This window comes from Vibrio sp. A1-b2 (genome assembly GCF_021726015.1).
GTDB classification, from domain to species: domain Bacteria; phylum Pseudomonadota; class Gammaproteobacteria; order Enterobacterales; family Vibrionaceae; genus Vibrio; species Vibrio diazotrophicus.
The window spans coordinates 358548-376691 of record NZ_JAKKCI010000004.1 but is presented as its reverse complement, the minus strand read 5'-3'; the positions used below and the strand labels follow the sequence as shown (position 1 = coordinate 376691).

Sequence of the window (18144 nt, the reverse complement as noted above, 5' to 3'; positions counted from 1 at the left end):
TGACTTAATAATCTGAAAGCAATATGGTTAATAAATCGATAGATTCTTTAGGAGGTATCTCACCTTCTTCTAGATGAGATTTTACCGCTGTCAGCGCTGTGACCAATTGGCTGTCACTAGGCAGTTCCAAGGAATGTTCTAATAACTCAACTATGTCCAACGCTTCACCGACGGCTTTATTTTCGATGGCAATATAGAGTTTGACTAACAACTCCTCAGCGCTGCCACTAAAAGCCAACTTAGGCATTTCTGAATGGTACTGGTAAAGCTTGTTAATGTGCTTATAGAGAGCATCATCCAGCTCACCTGCATTGATAGGTTTCGCGACTATCGAGTCTGCTCCGGCATTCAACAGGCTTTCTCTTGTGTCTTTAAACACATCTGCAGTACAGCCGAGGATCAGAACTTGAGATTGAGGGCCTTCCAGTTGGCGGATTGAATGTATAGCTTCAACGCCGTCTTTGACGGGCATGTGGTTATCCATAAGAATGAGGTCAAATTGCCCATTCGCAACTGCTTGTATTGCAAGCTCACCATTTTCGACACATTCACATTCAAAACCTTTATTTTTCATAAACGTTTCGATGATCATGGTGTTGGTGCGGTTGTCTTCCACTATCAATACTTTCAATCCAGAAAAGCTTAAATGACGTGAGTGATTACTCTCGACCAATTCAGGCTCACAAACATCAATCTTCAGATTCACTTGAAAACTGGTGCCAATATCCACCTTACTGTTAACGGAAACCGTTCCTTCCATAAGTTCAGCGATCTGTTTAACAATCGCTAAGCCTAGGCCTGTGCCACCAAACCGTCGGGTGGTTGAAGATTCCGCCTGTTCAAATGGCCGGAATATTTTCTCCTGCGCCGCCTTCTCGATACCAATACCAGTGTCACGGACTCTGATACTCAGATAGAGCTGACCGTCGAGCTTCACTTCGCTGAAAAACACTTCCACGAAACCACGCGAGGTAAATTTCACCGCATTGTTTAATAAGTTAAACAAAATCTGACGAATTCTCGCCTTATCGGAAAAGTACCAGCGATTTGCAGGTACTTCTGAGTAGACCTTAAATTGCAAACCTTTCTCATGGCAAAGGGAGGAGTAAACACTGGTGACACTGCCAATAATAAATTCAAGTGGAAACTTGCTGTTATCAAGCTCCATGTGCCCTTGTTCGAATTTAGAGAAATCGAGCATCTCATTAAGCAGTGACATCATGTGTTCGCCAGACTCATACAGGCTTTTCAACTGTTTACGTTGCTGAGGTTTTAAGTCCCCTCGCAGTAGTATCTGAGCCATACCGAGAACGCCGTTCATTGGCGTGCGAATCTCATGAGACAGCGTAGCAAGGAAAATACTTTTAGATTTTGTCGAGGCTTGCGCTTTGATTTTCTCCGCTTCCAAATACACAGTCTTTTGATTGAAGGTATCAATCAAATAACGAATCTCATCCTGGCTGTGGTAAGGAACATCAATGATGCCACCCTCTTTTGAATCATCGACTTTTTGTGCAATCACCACAATTGGGTTAATCAGGTAGCGATTAATTAAGTAGTAACCCAACATCAGACAGAAAAGTAGTAGCGGCAAGATACCCTTCTCGACACTCATCACTAAGTCAAACACATCATCGTCGACCAAGCGATGCGAGTTCACTACATCAAGCTTCCAGTTAAAGTCACCAAAGGCGTACTTACTGACATACGCTCCATCCCGCAACCGGAAATTATGCTCTGTAATGGTTGAACCGTATGAGTCTCGCAGCGAAACACCCAGTTGGTATCTCTCTGCGTGAAGTGAAATCAGTGCAGTCAAACTTTGCAAAGATAGATCAACCGTGGCTACCCCAGCAAATTCACCGTTTACATAATACGGCGAAGTCACTGTGATCATTTGGATCTGAGTGAATGAATCCACATAAACAGGAGACCAAAATATACTACCGCTTGGTTCTTCCATTCCTGCCACATACCAAACTTCACTGTCATATCCGCCTGATTCTGGATTATTCCAAGAGTGGAGCTGGTCGACTTTGCCATCTGTGGCTCTGTTAAAGAACAAGCCTTTGTACTTAATATAAGGGTCAATACTGAACGGCTTAGGCCAAATACCACCGCTGATGACAACGTCATCGACAGTAGAAAATATCGAACGTAGCATGCGCGAAGCCTCTTCTTGGCTTTCTGATGCTTGAGCAATACTAACTATACTTTGCAGAACGCCCACCGAGCGATTGAGAGGGTCTAAAACTTGCGACGAAAGAAGCTCAGCACGCAAGTCTAAATACTGCTTCAACTCTTTTCTGAAAGGGGAATCCACAGCCAAGTAGGTCAACGAGCCAATTGTGGCCAGGAAAAAGCACAAATACACGATGAGAGCGAACATGCTCTTGCGCTTTAATGATGAACGTATTTCCATAAGCCTTTGATAAAAAATCCTTTAGCAACAGTATAGTGAAATTATATGGGAATTTACTCATAAGAAGGCTGCAAATGTTAATCCAAACCGCATTTTGTTTGTTAAAAAACGGGGTCTTCTGTGAACTCGCATCAAAAGACGGTTAAGGGTAAGATAGTGCTAATTTTTGCAGTAAAGTATGGAACCCTATTTTGACCTTACACGATATCCTTACCCAACCTGAATTTGAAGATAAGTTGCTTAACGAAGCTAAGTCACGTGGCTTTGTTGCTGCTATGGCCTGTGCGCCAAACATTCTTCCTCCGCAGGAATGGTTACCTTTCCTTTGGGGGGGCGAAGAAGTCGCACCTTTTAGTGATGGTGAGCAACTAGAAACTTACATCCAACATATTATTGATATGTGGAACCAATATCGCTCTTCATTTTTAGAAGGTACTTGGGTTTGGCCTGAAGGTTATGACCTTGACGAAGAAGAAATCGTTACCGATTCAGTACGTGATTTCTGTGAAGGTGTATTGCAGGGTTGGCAGCTTGCCCGCGATGACTGGGAAGTGCTAATGCCAGAAGAGAGCCAAGATAATGCCCTACTGGGCGGCGTTCTTCTTTCTCTCAGCATGCTTTACGATCCAGAAACAGCGCTGACGACTTTAAATGAGCAAGGTATGGAAGGCTTAGATCAGTTTGAAGAGATCTACGCTGCAATACCAGTCATGCTATGTGGCTTAACTCAGCGCGGTGTTGCTCTTGCTGAGGCACAGTAGTACTCATCTTCTATGAGAAAAAAAGAAGCCAGCATTATGCTGGCTTCTTTCATTTTGATTGGCGTGTCAATTCGTTGCTAGCCGCGCTTAAGCGTTGCCTTTTACTTTGATATTAAGCTGCTCTGCGAAATCCAACATACGATTTAGTGGGATCAAAGACTTAACACGTAACTCTTCATCAACAAAAATTTCGTGTTCGCGTCCACCATCTTTTAACGCTTTTTCAATCGCTTTTAAACCGTTCATTGCCATCCAAGGACAATGCGCACAACTACGACAAGTCGCACCTGCACCTGCTGTTGGCGCTTCAATTAGCTCTTTCTCAGGAACCAACTGCTGCATCTTGAAGAAAATGCCTTTGTCTGTTGCGACAATCATTTTCTGATGAGGGAGTTCTTTGGCAGCTTTGATCAACTGACTTGTAGAACCTACTGCATCAGCCAGTTCGACAACACTTGAAGGTGATTCTGGGTGCACCAAAATTGCCGCCTCTGGATAGAGGCTTTTCATCTTCTTCAGCGCATCTGCTGAAAACTCATCGTGTACCACACATTCGCCTTGCCAAAGCAGCATGTCTGCGCCAGTTTTGTTAGCGATATAAGAGCCAAGATGGCGGTCTGGTCCCCAGATGATTTTCTTATCTTCTGATTCAAGTTGCTCTACGATCTCAAGAGCAATACTTGATGTCACTACCCAATCAGCTCGCGCTTTTACAGCAGCAGAAGTGTTCGCGTATACAACCACAGTATGGTCTGGGTGCGCATCGCAAAACTCAGAAAATTTGTCAGCAGGACAGCCTAGATCAAGCGAGCATTCTGCTTCTAGCGTTGGCATTAAAATACGTTTTTCTGGCGTGAGAATCTTCGCAGACTCGCCCATGAAACGTACGCCAGCGATAATCAATGTGCTTGCTGGGTGGCGGTTACCAAATTTTGCCATTTCCAGAGAATCACCAACAAAGCCGCCTGTTTCTTCCGCAAGGGCCTGGATTTCTGGGTCGGTGTAGTAATGCGCGATTAAAACTGCGTCTTTCTCTTTTAGCAGCTCTTTAATACTCGCAAGGTAGGTTTGCTTCTCTTCCGCCGATAATGGAATCGGTTTTGGAGGGAATGGGTAAACCGTATCGATTTTATCTAATATATGGCTCATTGCTCATGCTCTATGCAACTTCCTTTAATTCGGGCATTGTACACCGACATAGAATAGATAGGCAAAAATGATTCTTTTGCGCAGCGACAGTAAATTTGCTGGCTCAAGAGCGATATCCGTCGCTTTAGCTAAAAGTGAAAGAAAAAAGAGGCTGCCGTTTGGCAACCTCTTTCCTATCATCTGCTTTATTACTTCAGATTTTCACTAGCGACTTTCGCTGAAGCACTGGTTGGGTATTCATCAACCACTTGTTGATAGTACTTTTTAGCCTGAGCTTCATTATTGTTTCGTTTAGCAATATCGCCTAACTTCACTAAAGCATCTGCTCGCTTGTTAGATTCTTTGTAAGAAACTACTGCAGCAAAACTGGTCGCAGCTTCTTTATCTTGTTTCTTAGCGAAGTACAGTTGCCCCAACCAATAATGCGCATTTGGTGCAAAGTTCGAGTTTGGATAATCTTTTTGGAATTGTTGGAAGGCGGCTATCGCACCAGCGTAGTCACGTTTCTTCAGAATTAGGTCTACGGCATTTTGATAAGCCGCTTGTTCATCTGCATCACTGCTGAATGTACCTTGAGGAACGTCTTCATCGTTAGATGCAGCCGCCGCAGGTGCAGGCTTTTTCATTTCACCACGAACACGGTCAAGCTCGACAAACAACTCCCTTTGGCGTTGTAACATCTGCTGCATATCGTAGTTATTTTTTTCTATCTGCCCACGTAATTCATTGATTTCGAGAGCCATGGTGTCTAGCTGCTGCTGCATTTGCACTTGAAGACGCGCACGAGTTTCAAGCAGACGTTCTAATCGCTGAACTTCAGATTCTGAAGAAGCTGCTCGAGTAGAAGAGGCTTGGCTAGATGAATTATTGCTGAGATCAGATACTGGAGCTGGTGCAGCGAACGAACTGTTCGCTGCACTTGCCAGTAACGTAAGCGTGATCAGGCGCTTTAAGTTACTGAACATGAGGTTCATCCCCGATTTAGTATACTAGAACTGCGCGGCGGTTCTTAGCATATACTTCGTCAGATTGGCCAAGAAGAAGAGGCTTCTCTTCACCGTAGCTAACGATAGAGATTTGGTCAGCTTGAACACCTAGTGCTTCTAGGTATTTAGCTACTGCTTGTGCACGACGCTCACCTAGTGCGATGTTGTACTCTGGTGTACCGCGCTCATCAGCGTGACCTTCGATAGTTACTTTAAGGCTTGGCATTTTGCTTAGGTAAGCTGCGTGAGCCGCTAGCATTTCTTCGTAGTCGCCAGCGATAGTTGCGTTATCGAATGCGAAGTAAATTGTTGAAGTTTCACGTAGAGCTTGCTCTTTAAGCTCTTGCTCAGAAAGCTGACCGTTTTGATCCATTGGAGAAACAACAGTTGTGTCAACTTGGTTAGCTGAACCTGAAGTTGATTGGTTAGTTGTTTCTGAACCAGCGTTGCTTGCTGCGTCATCACTTGAACTACAAGCTGTCACTGCTAGTACTGGTAGCGCAATTAGTAGCCCTTTAAGAACTTTATTAAGTTGCATCTTGTTTTCCTTTATTTTGTATTTTTCGCTATAAGAACGGAGACCAGGCAGGAGCGCGTACACGTCCGTTGGTTGCCGGTAATCTAGCTTTAAATCTTCCGTCTATTGAGACCATCGACAATACGTTGGTCTTGTTGTAGATGGAACTGTATATAACCATACCACCATTCGGCGCAATACTTGGAGACTCATCAAGCAAAGTTTTTGTAAGAACTTGTACTGATCCCGTTTCCAAATCTTGTTTTGCCAGGTTAAAGCCAGAGTTTGAACGATTCACCATTACGAGGAATCGACCATCCGGAGTAATCTGACCGCCTAAATTTTGGCTGCCCTGCCAAGTCAAACGCGTCGTTGCACGGTCTGACAAATTTACTTGATATATCTGTGGTTTACCACCCCGATCTGATGTAAATATGAGCGATTCACCATTCGGATGCCAAAATGGCTCCGTGTTATTTGAGCGACCACTCGTTATTTGCGTCAGCTTACGGGAAGCTAAGTCCAAGGTATACACTTGTAGACTGCCTGTTTTAGACAGTACTAACGCCAACTGTTTTCCGTCAGGAGAAAATTTTGGTGCCCCATTATGACGTGGGTATGACGTCACTTTTTCACGAGTTCCGGTGTAAATGTTCATCAGATAAATTTCTGCCTGACCATTTTGGAAACTAACGTAAGCCAGTGTTTTACCATCCGGTGACCATGAAGGCGACATAAGAGGCTGCTTAGAACGAAGAACCAGTCTTTCGTTGTAACCGTCGTAATCTGCAACACGTAATTGGTATGGGTAAGGATCTTTATCGTTCACGACCACATAGGCAATACGAGTTAAAAACGCACCTTTTTCTCCAGTGAGTTGTTCATAGACAAGATCTGAAATTCGATGCGCGTATTCACGTAGTCGTTTCGCAGGTACGGTCGCAACCTTGTTGAACAGTACATGATCTTTAGAAAGAACCAACTGGCCATCTGAACTCAACGCTTTACCTTGCCCCTGAGTCAGTTGCCCACGCACAACGTCTACTAGTTGATAATTGATAACATAGTTACCTTCAGCATTTTGGGTAATGCTTCCTGTAAGCAGCGCATCGACACCGATACTGGTCCAAGCATCAAACTTCACTTGTGTTTCAGTGTACGGAGTTTGCGGCATTTTGCTTGTAGGAATTGGGCTGAATTTCCCACTTCTTTGTAGGTCTGATGAAATAACAGCCGAAACGTCTTGTGGTAACGGAGCGGAACCTTCCCATTTGAATGGAACAATGGCAATTGGGCGCGCAGAGTTAATACCGTCGGTAATAACCAGCTCCAACGCTGCATTGGCAAATTGCAGACTACTTGTGATGACAAGTACACATCCTAAAATCAATCGCTTAAACACAAGCTTTATCCTTTTTACTCTGGTACTACGGTTAAATTAATATTTTTCAGTTTTTCGACTACGTCAGAATCGTCTTTCGGTAATGGAAATGTTCCAACTTGCGCTACTGCACGTCTTGTCGCAGAACATAGGCGCGAATCACCGTTCATAACCGATAACTCACCCACTATTGCGCCTGCGCCCGTTGGAATTAAACGCAAGTTCACCTTACATTCTTTTCCTTTAAAACTGTCTTCCAGTAACAAATTTTGCTGAATCATCTGGGTATATATTGCCCCCCAACGTTCCGCTTCACTCATTACATATTGTGAACGAGCCGAGGTGTTTTGCTGAGCTTCACTTTCTAAGCCTGAAAAGATACTGTTCAGTGCTTTTTCCTGTTCCAAACGCTCTAGCCTTGCTTTTTCTGCTCGTTCTTTCTCTAGTCTCGCTTTTTCAGCCGCTTCTTTTGCCGCTTTTTCTTTCGCGATTCTTTCTTGTTCTGCTTTCTGCGCAGCCTCACGTTCACGACGGGCTTTTTCTTGAGCTTCCTGAGCCGCTTTTTCCTTCGCTACTCTTTCTTGCTCTGCTTTCGCTGCCGCGGCCTCTTTCGCTACACGTTCAGCCTCCGCTTTCTTAGCCGCTTCTTCTTTGGTTTTTCGTTCTGCTTCTGCTTTAGCAGCTTGTTCTTTTGCTACGCGCGCTTTTTCTGCAGCAATCTTTTGCTGCTCTTCTTGCTCTTGACGACGCTTCTCTGCATCTCTCGCTGCTTTAGCTTCTTTGGCTTGCTGCTCTTTCAGCTTACGAATGCGTTCTTCTTCCGCTTTGCGATTCTTTTCTAACTGCTCGCTTTCTCTACGCAGCTTATCCAAACGCTCTTGCTCTTTTTTAGATGCGGCTTCGCGTTGACTACGGATTTTATCAGCTTGCTGCTTGACCAAATTTGGGTCGATCACTACCGCTTGCACCATTTGGCCAGAAGGTTCAGGTTTAGACATGGTAAAGTCTGTCCCCCAAAGCAAAGCGGCAATCAAAACTGCATGAAGGCCGACAGAAATCGCTATCGGCTTGGTATATGAATTCTTTTTCGACTTATGATCTTTCATGAACGATGTTAAGCCTATTCCTTGATATCCGTTAACAACCCGACTTTTGGTATACCGGCTCGACTTAATTCATCTAACACAAGTACCACTTCTGCATACGGTGTGGCAGCATCACCACCTACGGCAACCGGAGAGTTTGGCTTAAGTGATAGTTCTGCTTTCACTCTGACGATAATATCTTGTAGCGACAGTCCTCGCTGCACCTCTTCATTGTTGACGCTCAAGCCTAAGTTACCTTCTTTATCAATTTCTACAATGATAAAGCTCGCATCACTATCACCAGCCATCTCAGACGCTGGTTTAGCCGTTGATGTTTTAGGTAACTCTACATCGACGCCTTGCGTAACAAATGGTGATGTAACCATGAAGATGATGAGCAACACCAACATAACGTCGATGTAAGGTACAACGTTGATTTCAGCAGTGAGTTTACGCTTTTTTGGCTGATAACCGGCCATTGATTATTCCCTACCCGCCATTGCTTGGCGGTGTAAAATGCTATGGAATTCTTCAGAAAACGTTGCGTAAGAGTGCTCTAACTTGCCAACCGTATTACTCAAACGGTTGTATGCCATTACCGCTGGAATTGCAGCAAACAGACCCATTGCGGTCGCAACTAGTGCTTCAGCGATACCCGGCGCAACCATTGCTAATGTGGCTTGCTTTACTGCGCCTAACGCAATGAACGCATGCATAATACCCCACACCGTACCAAACAATCCGATATAAGGACTAATTGAGCCTACTGTTGCTAGAAATGGTAAGTTTGCTTCTAACTCTTCTACTTCACGTGCCACAGATACGCGCATTGCTCGACCAGTACCTTCCATCACAAAGTCAGGTGAGTCAGAGTTCGTTTTACGTAGACGAGCAAATTCAGTGAAACCTGAATAGAAGATTTCTTCTGTGCCCATGATTTCGTCTTTGCGCTTTTTCACATCTTGATAAAGAACAGCTAAATCTGTACCTGACCAAAACTTATCTTCAAACGCCTCAGCGTCTTTTGTGGCTTTTGACAAAATTTTATAACGCTTGATGATCATCGCCCACGAAACAATCGACATTCCCAAAAGGATCAGCATGACCATTTTGACTAACAAACTGGCCTGAAGGAAAAGGTCGAGAATTGAAATATCAGCTTGCACTGTTGGTTAACTCCGAAATAATTAATTGAGGCATGGCCTTAGGTCTCATCTTCTCATTGTCGATACATGCTACCTTAACTATTGCTTTACACAACACCTTGTTATCAGGATTGACGAGCTCCTGACAGAATATTAGCGATGCTTTCTTTAGTTCAGAAATAGTCGTGACAACATTGAGTTGATCGTCCAAGCGAGCACCTTGTATAAAATCGATGTCGGCATGTCTGACAACAAATCCTATGCGTTGTTCCAACAAAACTTGTTGAGATACACCAATTGCACGCAGCATTTCAGTGCGAGCCCTTTCAAAAAATTTGAGGTAGTTCGAATGATAAACGACACCACCTGCATCCGTATCTTCGTAGTAAATGGTGATTGGCCAATGAAACGCTTTCATAATTTTGGATTAATTGATTTACCGAATGAGGTTTTACTATAACGCAACTCATTGTCGATAGTACAAGGGGGAATGAGGTAATTCGTAACAGAGTGTCAAAAAAATTAGCGCTACCTCAAAGAGAAAGCGCTAATTCGTCTAATTCTTCACCAACTGAAAATTCAATCACTTAAGCGAGAAGTCGTATCCCAGTGAATATAATCAGTATCGGAAGTGAAATGTAAGGGCTAAACAATAGCTGCCAAACCCAAAAACGTGGTTTAAACCCTACGCCATACACCATGCTCGAGCACATCGCCCAAATGATCAATGGAGCTACAATGGCATTAAAACCACCAATGCTGTCAGCGTAAGATTCTGGGTTCCACATAATAGAAAACAGATGGTAGAAACCCAGAACTAAGGATAAAGCCTTGAATAAGGCTTTATCCATTGGAGAGTGGAACTTGGCAACCTGAGTCGACAAGTTATTCACTATCTTTATCCATCATTTCAGTGTGCTCTAGCCAAAGAGCATTGATGATGCCAAATGCACAAGCGAGTAATACGCCTAAAATCCATGCAAAGTACCACATAATGTTTGCTCCTTAGTAAAGTGAGTTCTTGTTTTCTTCAATGAACTTGTTGTCAAGACGACCAAACATCTTGTAGTAAGTCCATGAAGTGTAAGCCAGAATAATTGGCACCATTACAAATGCGACACCCGTCATTAGATTCAGAGTCAGTTCACTCGATGTAGAATCCCACATGGTTAAGCTGCTCTTCGGATCTAAGCTTGATGGCATTACAAATGGGAACATAGCCAAACCAGCAGTAAAGATAACACCCGCGTTACCTAAGCTTGAAGCTAAGAACGCAAAGCCACCTTTCTCAAAACGAGAAGCTAAAGCGGCAAGTAGTGGCATTACCACACCTAATGCAGGCGCAGCCCACATTAACGGGTATTGCTCAAAGTTGTTCATCCAAGCACCCACTTCACGCACGACTTCTTTGTTTAGAGGGTTAGACACTGCATTGCCATCAATGCCACCAGCAATAACATAGCCTTCAATACCTTGAACCCAGAAGCCCGCCGCAACAAATGCAACCGTCGTTAACAGACCCATAAGCTGCGCTACTCCACGCGCACGTGAATGAACTGCATCTGTGGTCTTCATTTGTAGCCAAGAAGCGCCTTGTAGAAGGATCATAAACAAGCTGACCAGACCACATAGAAGTGCAAAGGGATTTAGCAGACCAAAGAATGAACCATGGTAAGTTGGCATCAAGAACTCGTTCAGTTGGAACGGTACGCCTTGTAGCAAGTTACCAAATGCCACACCAAAAATGATTGGCGGAACAAAACCACTGATTGAGATACAGATATCCCATGCATTACGCCATTTTGGTTCTTCAATTTTTGAACGGTAATCAAGACCAAGCGGACGTAACCAAAGCGCCGCCAAAGTCACAATCATCGCTAGGTAAAAACCAGAGAACGACGTTGCGTAAACCAAAGGCCATGCCGCAAACAAAGCACCACCCGCTGTGATCAACCAAACTTGGTTACCATCCCAGTGAGGAGCGATAGAGTTAATCATTACGCGACGTTCATTGTCGCTTTTGCCGATAACAGGGACAAGAGCACCAACGCCCATGTCAAAGCCATCTGTAATTGCGAAACCAACCAGCAATACACCAATTAGTACCCACCAGATTAGTCGCAAGATTTCATAATCAAACATGTGTTCTCTCCTTGCTTATGCTTCTACTTGGCGACTAACTTTGTCTTCTACAGAGTTAGCGTCTTGCTCAAAATGGTAACGACCAGTTTTCAGGCTACTAGGGCCTTTACGAGCAAACTTAACCATTAGATATACTTCAGCAATCAGGAATATTGTGTACAGAGCCAAAATCGCGAACAGAGACGTCCAGATTTCACCCGCACTTAACGCAGAAGCGGCGACGTTGGTTGGTAAGATTTCACCAACAGCCCATGGTTGACGACCATATTCAGCCACAAACCAACCAGCTTCAATTGCAATCCAAGGTAGCGGGATACTAAACAGTGCCGCTTTGAGAACCCAAGGTTTCTGTTCGATTTTTTGACGACATGTCTGTACGAATGCCATACCAAAAACAAACAGCATGATAAAGCCAACACCCACCATCACACGGAATGACCAGAATAGAGGCCATACTGTTGGAATTGAGTCATCTGCCGCTGCCTGAATTTGATCTTCAGTCGCATCAGTGACTTTGTCAGTGTAGCGTTTAAGCAGCAAGCCATAACCTAGGTCATTTTTCACTTCATCAAATGCCATCATGTTTTCTGATGATTTATCACCAGCACGAAGTTTTTCTAGAAGTTCATACGCATACATACCGTTACGAATACGATCAACGTGCTCATCACGAAGGTCACGTAGACCTTTTACTTCAGTATCAAATGAACGAGTCGCGATGATGCCCATTACATATGGGATCTTAACGGCGTAATCAGTATGCATGGTTTCTTGGTTTGGAAGACCAAACATGGTGAACGCTGCAGGAGCTGGTTCTGTGTGCCATTCTGCTTCGATAGCAGCCAGCTTCACTTTCTGAACCTCACCAACTTCATAACCAGATTCGTCACCCAGTACGATTACAGACAAAATTGCCGCCATACCGAAAGAAGAAGCAATGGCAAAAGAACGACGAGCGAAAGCAACGTCACGTCCTTTCAATAGGTAGTACGAACTGATACCAAGAATGAACATTGCACCCGTTGTGTAACCAGAAGCCACGGTATGAACAAACTTAACCTGAGCTACAGGGTTAAATACAACTTCAGCGAAACTCACCATTTCCATACGCATGGTTTCGAAGTTGAATTCAGCACCAACAGGGTTTTGCATCCAGCCGTTAGCGATCAAGATCCAAAGTGCAGAGAAGTTTGAACCTAGTGCTACTAACCACGTAACCGCCAAGTGTTGACGCTTGGTTAATCGGTCCCATCCAAAGAAGAACAAACCAACAAAGGTGGATTCTAGGAAAAAGGCTACTAAGGCTTCGATAGCAAGAGGTGCACCAAAAATGTCGCCTACGTAGTGAGAGTAATAAGACCAGTTGGTACCAAACTGGAATTCCATTGTCAGGCCTGTTGCCACACCCAATGCGAAGTTGATACCGAAAAGCTTACCCCAGAACTTAGTCATGTCCTTGTAGATCTGCTTGTCAGTCATTACATATAGAGACTCCATGATGGCTAGTAAAAAAGCCATACCGAGGGTCAATGGAACAAACAAGAAGTGATACATCGCTGTCAGTGCGAACTGCAACCGCGACAGATCAACTACGTCAATCATAGTAACTCCTTTGTGCCGGCTGAATGACACCTTATGACATATTACAACAACACAATACCTGTTAAGAATAACGCCAACATGTTGCTATTTAACAGCTAGTTGTTGCATTTATGTACTTTTGTGGTTAGTTAATTGTTAAGTAACAGCTAATATAGCTTGAGCTAATACTACTGAGAAAAAACCTACGTTTCAAAAGATTTCTCAGAGAAAAGCGCTTTGACTTAAATCAAATTAACTGCGTGAATTTTAGACAACAGAACAACAAAATGTCCCAGATCAACAGAAAGTGAACTTTATTGTTAGCATTAGGTAAAAATAATCAGAAGAAGGGAGTTTTGAAGAACAAAGGATTAACAAGCACACAAACTTTGATAACCCTTTATAACCTTTTAAGATTTTTGAATTGTGATATCGATCACAAAGCGTATGACTACAAATTAATCAAACACAATTGTAACTTTATTTATCCAAACCGAAATGCAGATAGGCGCGGTCAGTAGCAATACGTCCACGTGGTGTTCTTTGTAAATAACCTTGTTGAATTAGATACGGTTCTATAACATCTTCGATGGTATCTTTCTCTTCACCTATTGCCGCTGCAAGATTATCAAGACCAACAGGGCCGCCAGAAAACTTCTCCATAATGGCGAGAAGCAGCTTTCTATCCATGTAGTCAAAGCCCTGATTATCGACATCCAGCATATTCAATGCTTTGTCTGCGGTGTCATCACATATGTGCCCGTTACCCTTCACTTCCGCATAATCTCGGACACGACGTAATAAACGGTTAGCAATACGAGGTGTTCCTCGTGCTCGACGGGCAATTTCTAATGCACCTTCTCCATCCATAGACAAACCTAGACAGTTGGCACTGCGCTGAACAATATGTTGCAAGTCAGCAATTTTGTAATATTCGAGGCGTTGAACAATACCAAAACGGTCTCTTAGCGGAGAGGTCAGGGAACCCGCTCTGGTTGTTGCCCCGATTAACGTAAATGGAGGCAAATCTATTTTGATAGAACGAGCCGCAGGGCCTTCACCGATCATGATATCCAGTTGATAGTCTTCCATCGCCGGATACAGAACTTCTTCAACCATAGGACTGAGGCGATGAATCTCATCAATGAAGAGCACATCGTTCTCTTCCAAATTGGTGAGCAGTGCCGCTAAGTCACCCGCCTTTTCAAGCACAGGACCAGAAGTGGTGCGGATATTCACCTCCATCTCATTAGCAACAATATTTGCTAGTGTGGTCTTACCCAACCCGGGAGGGCCGAATATCAGCAGATGGTCGAGAGCTTCACTACGCATTTGCGCAGCTTTGATAAAAATTTCCATTTGATCACGAACGTGATCCTGACCTTGATAATCGGCCAATTTCTTAGGACGAATCGCACGATCAATCACCTCTTCATCTTTAAATGAAGGGTTCATTGGAGCAATGAGGCGATCAGCTTCAATCATATATAGTTTCCTAACGTCTGCTCTTCGTCGTTCTTATGTATCAACACTTCTAAGATAAAACACGTCCGCAATAAACCAAACATTCTAAACCATGGATTTCAATGCTTCACGGATAAGTTGCTCACTGGTCATTCCTGGTTTAGCAACTTGAGACACGACTTTAGCCGCTTGTGGTGCTTTGTAGCCTAGTGAGAGCAGAGCGCTTACCGCTTCATCTTCTGCACCTTGCTCTTGTACATTCGGTCGAGAATCGATTGGAGCAGCGTCAGTTGCGGGCGTAAACAGATCTCCTGCCCCCCAGCCTTTCAATCGGTCTTTCATTTCAACCACTAGACGCTCGGCCGTCTTCTTACCGACCCCTGGCAGTTTAACTAGAGTTGAAATATCTTCTCTCTCAACACAAGAGACAAATTGAGATGCAGTCATACCAGACAGAATACCCAAGCCCATTTTAGGTCCCACTCCATTTGCTTTAATGACTTCACGGAAGAGTGCTCGTTCGCTAACAGTATTAAAACCGTAAAGAAGCTGCGCATCTTCTCTGACAACAAAGTGGGTATAAATGATGGCTTCTTCACCGATGTTTGGTAGTTCATAGAAACAACTCATTGGCATTTGCACTTCATAACCAATGCCGCCAACTTCAATTAATAGTTCTGGTGGTTGCTTTTCTATAAGAGTGCCACGAAGACGTCCAATCACTTGAGATTCCTTTGGTTGGGAAATTTGTAATGGCAAAGATAATAATAAATAACTGGATATATAGCCAGTAAAAGATAGGTAAGGAAATTCTCACACTTCTTTTGTGTTACGGAGAGTTCAAACCTATCGGTAGCGCCCTTTTCTAGCCCCTGTTGCTTTACCAGCCAGAGCTACCAATGTTTTATTGGTATTGGCGTGACAAATAGCAACACCCAATGCATCGGCGGCGTCCGCTTGTGGCTTTGCAGGTAACTTCAACATTTGTTGAACCATATGCTGAACTTGGGATTTATCTGCACCACCAGTGCCGACAACCGCTTGTTTAACTAGACGTGCTGCATACTCGTAAACCGGAAGGTCTGCATTTACTGCTGCAACAATAGCACTACCTCTCGCCTGCCCTAACTTAAGTGCTGAGTCAGCGTTCTTCGCCATAAACACTTGCTCGATAGCAAATACATCGGGTTGAAACTGGGTAATGATTTCGGTGACACCTGCATAGATTTGCTTTAGGCGCGTGGGAAGATCTTTCTCTGAGGTGCGAATGCAGCCACTGCCTAAATAATAGAGGTGCCTACCTTGTTGTTTGATTACGCCATAGCCCGTTATGCGGGAGCCGGGGTCAATCCCTAAAATAATCGACATTCAGTGCCATTTAAGTTTGAAGAACACAAAAAGAATCTAGAAAACGAAAATATTCTAGATAAAGAAAGTGGGCTTACGCCCACGATCTAAAACCTAAAACGAATTATTTACGACGCCAAGTTGTTCCTGCTGGACCGTCTTCTAGAACGATACCCATTTCGTTTAACTTGTCGCGAGCCAAATCCGCATTTGCCCAATCTTTCGCAGCGCGAGAGTCATTACGTAGCTTAATCAAAGCTTCAATTTCTGCCGCTTCATCATCGTCACCTTGACCACCTTTTAGGAAAACTTCTGGGTCTTGGTACAAAATACCAATCACATCAGCAAGTTCACGCATTAATGCGCCAAGAGCGCTTGCGTGAGCCATATCTTCGTTCTTAAGACGGTTCACTTCGCGAGCCATATCAAACAGAACAGAATAAGCTTCAGGTGTATTGAAGTCGTCATTCATCGCAGCAGTAAAGCGGCTAACATACTCTTCACCACCCGCCGCGGCTGCGTTCATGTCTAAACCACGAAGTGCAGTATATAAACGCTCAAGAGAAGCACGCGATTGGTTCAGGTTCTCTTCGCTGTAGTTCAGCTGACTACGGTAATGACCCGACATCAAGAAGTAGCGTACCGTTTCTTGGTCGTAGTGGTTCAATACATCACGAATGGTAAAGAAATTGCCTAGTGATTTCGACATTTTCTCTCTGTCTACCATCACCATGCCACTGTGCATCCACGTATTTACATATTGAGTACCGTGCGCACAACAAGACTGTGCAATTTCATTTTCATGGTGTGGGAACATAAGGTCAGAACCACCACCGTGAATATCGAAATGATTACCTAAGATTGAAGAGTTCATCGCTGAACACTCAATATGCCAACCTGGGCGACCCGGTCCCCATGGCGATTCCCAAGTTGGTTCTCCCGGCTTAGACATTTTCCAAAGTACAAAGTCTAATGGGCTACGTTTTGCTGTTTCGATATCAACACGAGCGCCGGCTTGCAGTTGGTCTAGATCTTGGCGAGACAACTTACCGTATTCATCATATTTGCTTACTTCGAACATCACGTCACCGTTGTCCGCAACATAAGCAAAGCCACGCTCAATTAAACGTTCAACCAGTTCAATGATTTCTTGGATATAAGCCGTTGCACGAGGTTCAATATCAGGGCGTTTGATGTTTAGCGCATCAAAGTCTGTGTACATTTCTTGAATCAGGCGTTCAGTCAGTGATTCACATGACTCTTTATTCTCAGAAGCGCGCTTAATGATTTTGTCGTCGATGTCAGTGATATTACGAACGAATGTTAAATCGTAACCCAAGTAACGAAGGTAACGCGCAACAACATCAAATGAAACGAATGTACGGCCATGTCCGATATGACAAAGATCATATATGGTCACTCCACAGACATACATGCCGACTTTACCAGCAGTAATGGGTTTAAATTCCTCTTTCTGTTTTGTTAGTGAGTTATATATTTTCAGCATGATCTCTATCTAATTACCGTTAAAACCAAAATAGTTGTGCAGTATAACAACTCTGTTATCGCTAGGTCATCCATTTGATGTTTTGAATGAGCAAAAAGTTAAGCTAAAATCCAATACTCATACAAAACAAGCAAAGGTAATGCACATGATCACCCTTCATACAAACTTTGGTGACATTAAAGTTCAGCTGAATACAGAGCAAGCGCCAGAAACTAGCGCAAACTTTTTACAGTACTGCCGTGATGGTTTCTACGACAACACTCTTTTCCACCGTGTTATCGACGGCTTCATGATCCAAGGTGGCGGTATGACTTCTGGTCTACGTGAAAAAGAGACTCGCGCACCTATCCGTAACGAAGCAAACAACGGCCTAAGCAACAAAGTAGGCACGCTTGCAATGGCTCGTACTATGGAACCACACTCTGCAAGTTCTCAATTCTTCATCAACGTAAACAACAACACATTCCTAGACTTCCGTTCAGAAAGCTTAGATGGTTGGGGTTACTGTGTTTTTGCTGAAGTTGTAGAAGGCATGGATGTAGTAAACAAAATTAAAGGTGTAAGCACTGGCTCTTACGGTATGCACCAAGACGTACCACTAGAAGATGTTGTCATTACTGGCACAACTATCGAAGAGTAATCTTTAAAGTGGAGCGC

General features: G+C 43.8%; 19 protein-coding genes. 2 read left to right on the top strand and 17 right to left on the bottom strand.

What is annotated here, in order from left to right; translation table 11 throughout:
• Positions 1 to 4 precede the first annotated feature (4 nt).
• Positions 5 to 2422 carry a hybrid sensor histidine kinase/response regulator gene (locus L3V23_RS11805; protein WP_237292367.1) on the bottom strand — a complete coding sequence of 806 codons (2418 nt, stop codon included), beginning with the start codon at positions 2420 to 2422 and terminating at the stop codon, positions 5 to 7.
• 188 nt (positions 2423 to 2610) lie between these two features.
• On the opposite strand from L3V23_RS11805, the gene L3V23_RS11800 reads away from it, so the two are divergent.
• On the top strand, positions 2611 to 3183 hold the full coding sequence (locus tag L3V23_RS11800; protein ID WP_171137578.1) for a UPF0149 family protein: 573 nt from the start codon (positions 2611 to 2613) through the stop codon (positions 3181 to 3183).
• 87 nt (positions 3184 to 3270) lie between these two features.
• Here L3V23_RS11800 and nadA read toward each other — a convergent pair whose 3' ends face one another.
• The 16 genes from nadA to cysS all read right to left on the bottom strand — a co-directional run bounded on the left by nadA (position 3271) and on the right by cysS (position 17487).
• Positions 3271 to 4332, bottom strand: coding sequence for a quinolinate synthase NadA (gene nadA, locus L3V23_RS11795; protein ID WP_102954759.1), 1062 nt, complete (start codon positions 4330 to 4332; stop codon positions 3271 to 3273).
• Between the two features lie 188 nt (positions 4333 to 4520).
• Positions 4521 to 5297 (bottom strand): tol-pal system protein YbgF, encoded by a 777-nt coding sequence (gene ybgF / locus L3V23_RS11790; RefSeq protein WP_102965566.1) that lies wholly within the window; start codon positions 5295 to 5297, stop codon positions 4521 to 4523.
• 16 nt (positions 5298 to 5313) lie between these two features.
• The gene (pal, locus tag L3V23_RS11785) at positions 5314 to 5856 is read right to left on the bottom strand and encodes a peptidoglycan-associated lipoprotein Pal (RefSeq protein ID WP_042486596.1); all 543 of its coding nucleotides are present in this window, start codon (positions 5854 to 5856) and stop codon (positions 5314 to 5316) included.
• Positions 5857 to 5884: 28 nt separating this feature from the next.
• Positions 5885 to 7237: a Tol-Pal system beta propeller repeat protein TolB gene (tolB, locus tag L3V23_RS11780; protein WP_042486599.1), complete on the bottom strand. Its 1353-nt coding sequence runs from the start codon at positions 7235 to 7237 to the stop codon at positions 5885 to 5887.
• A gap of 14 nt (positions 7238 to 7251) precedes the next feature.
• Positions 7252 to 8322 (bottom strand): cell envelope integrity protein TolA, encoded by a 1071-nt coding sequence (tolA, locus tag L3V23_RS11775; RefSeq protein ID WP_102965564.1) that lies wholly within the window; start codon positions 8320 to 8322, stop codon positions 7252 to 7254.
• Between the two features lie 14 nt (positions 8323 to 8336).
• Entirely contained in the window at positions 8337 to 8780 is a 444-nt protein-coding gene (gene tolR, locus L3V23_RS11770) for a protein TolR (RefSeq protein ID WP_102954755.1), read from the bottom strand.
• Between the two features lie 3 nt (positions 8781 to 8783).
• Positions 8784 to 9467 (bottom strand): protein TolQ, encoded by a 684-nt coding sequence (tolQ, locus tag L3V23_RS11765; protein WP_042486608.1) that lies wholly within the window; start codon positions 9465 to 9467, stop codon positions 8784 to 8786.
• Entirely contained in the window at positions 9457 to 9864 is a 408-nt protein-coding gene (gene ybgC / locus L3V23_RS11760; protein ID WP_102940625.1) for a tol-pal system-associated acyl-CoA thioesterase, read from the bottom strand. Before ybgC ends, tolQ begins: the two co-directional genes overlap by 11 nt.
• Before the next feature lie 169 nt (positions 9865 to 10033).
• Positions 10034 to 10339, bottom strand: coding sequence for a cyd operon protein YbgE (gene ybgE, locus L3V23_RS11755; RefSeq protein ID WP_102965563.1), 306 nt, complete (start codon positions 10337 to 10339; stop codon positions 10034 to 10036).
• A complete protein-coding gene (gene cydX / locus L3V23_RS11750) occupies positions 10332 to 10439 on the bottom strand; it encodes a cytochrome bd-I oxidase subunit CydX (RefSeq protein WP_000270285.1) in 108 nt (35 codons plus the stop codon). Before cydX ends, ybgE begins: the two co-directional genes overlap by 8 nt.
• A gap of 12 nt (positions 10440 to 10451) precedes the next feature.
• On the bottom strand, positions 10452 to 11588 hold the full coding sequence (gene cydB / locus L3V23_RS11745) for a cytochrome d ubiquinol oxidase subunit II (RefSeq protein ID WP_102965562.1): 1137 nt from the start codon (positions 11586 to 11588) through the stop codon (positions 10452 to 10454).
• Positions 11589 to 11603: 15 nt separating this feature from the next.
• Positions 11604 to 13190, bottom strand: a complete 1587-nt coding sequence (gene cydA / locus L3V23_RS11740; RefSeq protein WP_042486621.1) for a cytochrome ubiquinol oxidase subunit I — start codon at positions 13188 to 13190, stop codon at positions 11604 to 11606.
• 459 nt (positions 13191 to 13649) lie between these two features.
• A complete protein-coding gene (gene ruvB, locus L3V23_RS11735) occupies positions 13650 to 14654 on the bottom strand; it encodes a Holliday junction branch migration DNA helicase RuvB (protein WP_042486624.1) in 1005 nt (334 codons plus the stop codon).
• A gap of 84 nt (positions 14655 to 14738) precedes the next feature.
• Complete coding sequence (gene ruvA / locus L3V23_RS11730; protein WP_042486627.1) at positions 14739 to 15356, bottom strand: Holliday junction branch migration protein RuvA; 618 nt, start codon at positions 15354 to 15356, stop codon at positions 14739 to 14741.
• Positions 15357 to 15479: 123 nt separating this feature from the next.
• On the bottom strand, positions 15480 to 16001 hold the full coding sequence (gene ruvC / locus L3V23_RS11725) for a crossover junction endodeoxyribonuclease RuvC (protein WP_102954752.1): 522 nt from the start codon (positions 15999 to 16001) through the stop codon (positions 15480 to 15482).
• Positions 16002 to 16104: 103 nt separating this feature from the next.
• Positions 16105 to 17487, bottom strand: coding sequence for a cysteine--tRNA ligase (gene cysS / locus L3V23_RS11720; RefSeq protein WP_102965561.1), 1383 nt, complete (start codon positions 17485 to 17487; stop codon positions 16105 to 16107).
• A gap of 145 nt (positions 17488 to 17632) precedes the next feature.
• On the opposite strand from cysS, the gene L3V23_RS11715 reads away from it, so the two are divergent.
• Entirely contained in the window at positions 17633 to 18127 is a 495-nt protein-coding gene (locus tag L3V23_RS11715; RefSeq protein ID WP_042486635.1) for a peptidylprolyl isomerase, read from the top strand.
• Positions 18128 to 18144 lie beyond the last annotated feature (17 nt).

Bases quoted from the DNA above. Each gene is read 5' to 3' on its own strand.
- ruvB (WP_042486624.1), bottom strand. From the start codon at position 14,654: ATGATTGAAGCTGATCGCCTCATTGCTCCAATGAACCCTTCATTTAAA.
- L3V23_RS11715 (WP_042486635.1), top strand. From the start codon at position 17,633: ATGATCACCCTTCATACAAACTTTGGTGACATTAAAGTTCAGCTGAAT.
- ybgC (WP_102940625.1), bottom strand. From the start codon at position 9,864: ATGAAAGCGTTTCATTGGCCAATCACCATTTACTACGAAGATACGGAT.
- ruvC (WP_102954752.1), bottom strand. From the start codon at position 16,001: ATGTCGATTATTTTAGGGATTGACCCCGGCTCCCGCATAACGGGCTAT.
- cydX (WP_000270285.1), bottom strand. From the start codon at position 10,439: ATGTGGTACTTTGCATGGATTTTAGGCGTATTACTCGCTTGTGCATTT.
- L3V23_RS11805 (WP_237292367.1), bottom strand. From the start codon at position 2,422: ATGGAAATACGTTCATCATTAAAGCGCAAGAGCATGTTCGCTCTCATC.
- nadA (WP_102954759.1), bottom strand. From the start codon at position 4,332: ATGAGCCATATATTAGATAAAATCGATACGGTTTACCCATTCCCTCCA.
- tolA (WP_102965564.1), bottom strand. From the start codon at position 8,322: ATGAAAGATCATAAGTCGAAAAAGAATTCATATACCAAGCCGATAGCG.
- pal (WP_042486596.1), bottom strand. From the start codon at position 5,856: ATGCAACTTAATAAAGTTCTTAAAGGGCTACTAATTGCGCTACCAGTA.
- cydB (WP_102965562.1), bottom strand. From the start codon at position 11,588: ATGTTTGATTATGAAATCTTGCGACTAATCTGGTGGGTACTAATTGGT.
- tolR (WP_102954755.1), bottom strand. From the start codon at position 8,780: ATGGCCGGTTATCAGCCAAAAAAGCGTAAACTCACTGCTGAAATCAAC.
- cysS (WP_102965561.1), bottom strand. From the start codon at position 17,487: ATGCTGAAAATATATAACTCACTAACAAAACAGAAAGAGGAATTTAAA.
- cydA (WP_042486621.1), bottom strand. From the start codon at position 13,190: ATGATTGACGTAGTTGATCTGTCGCGGTTGCAGTTCGCACTGACAGCG.
- ybgF (WP_102965566.1), bottom strand. From the start codon at position 5,297: ATGTTCAGTAACTTAAAGCGCCTGATCACGCTTACGTTACTGGCAAGT.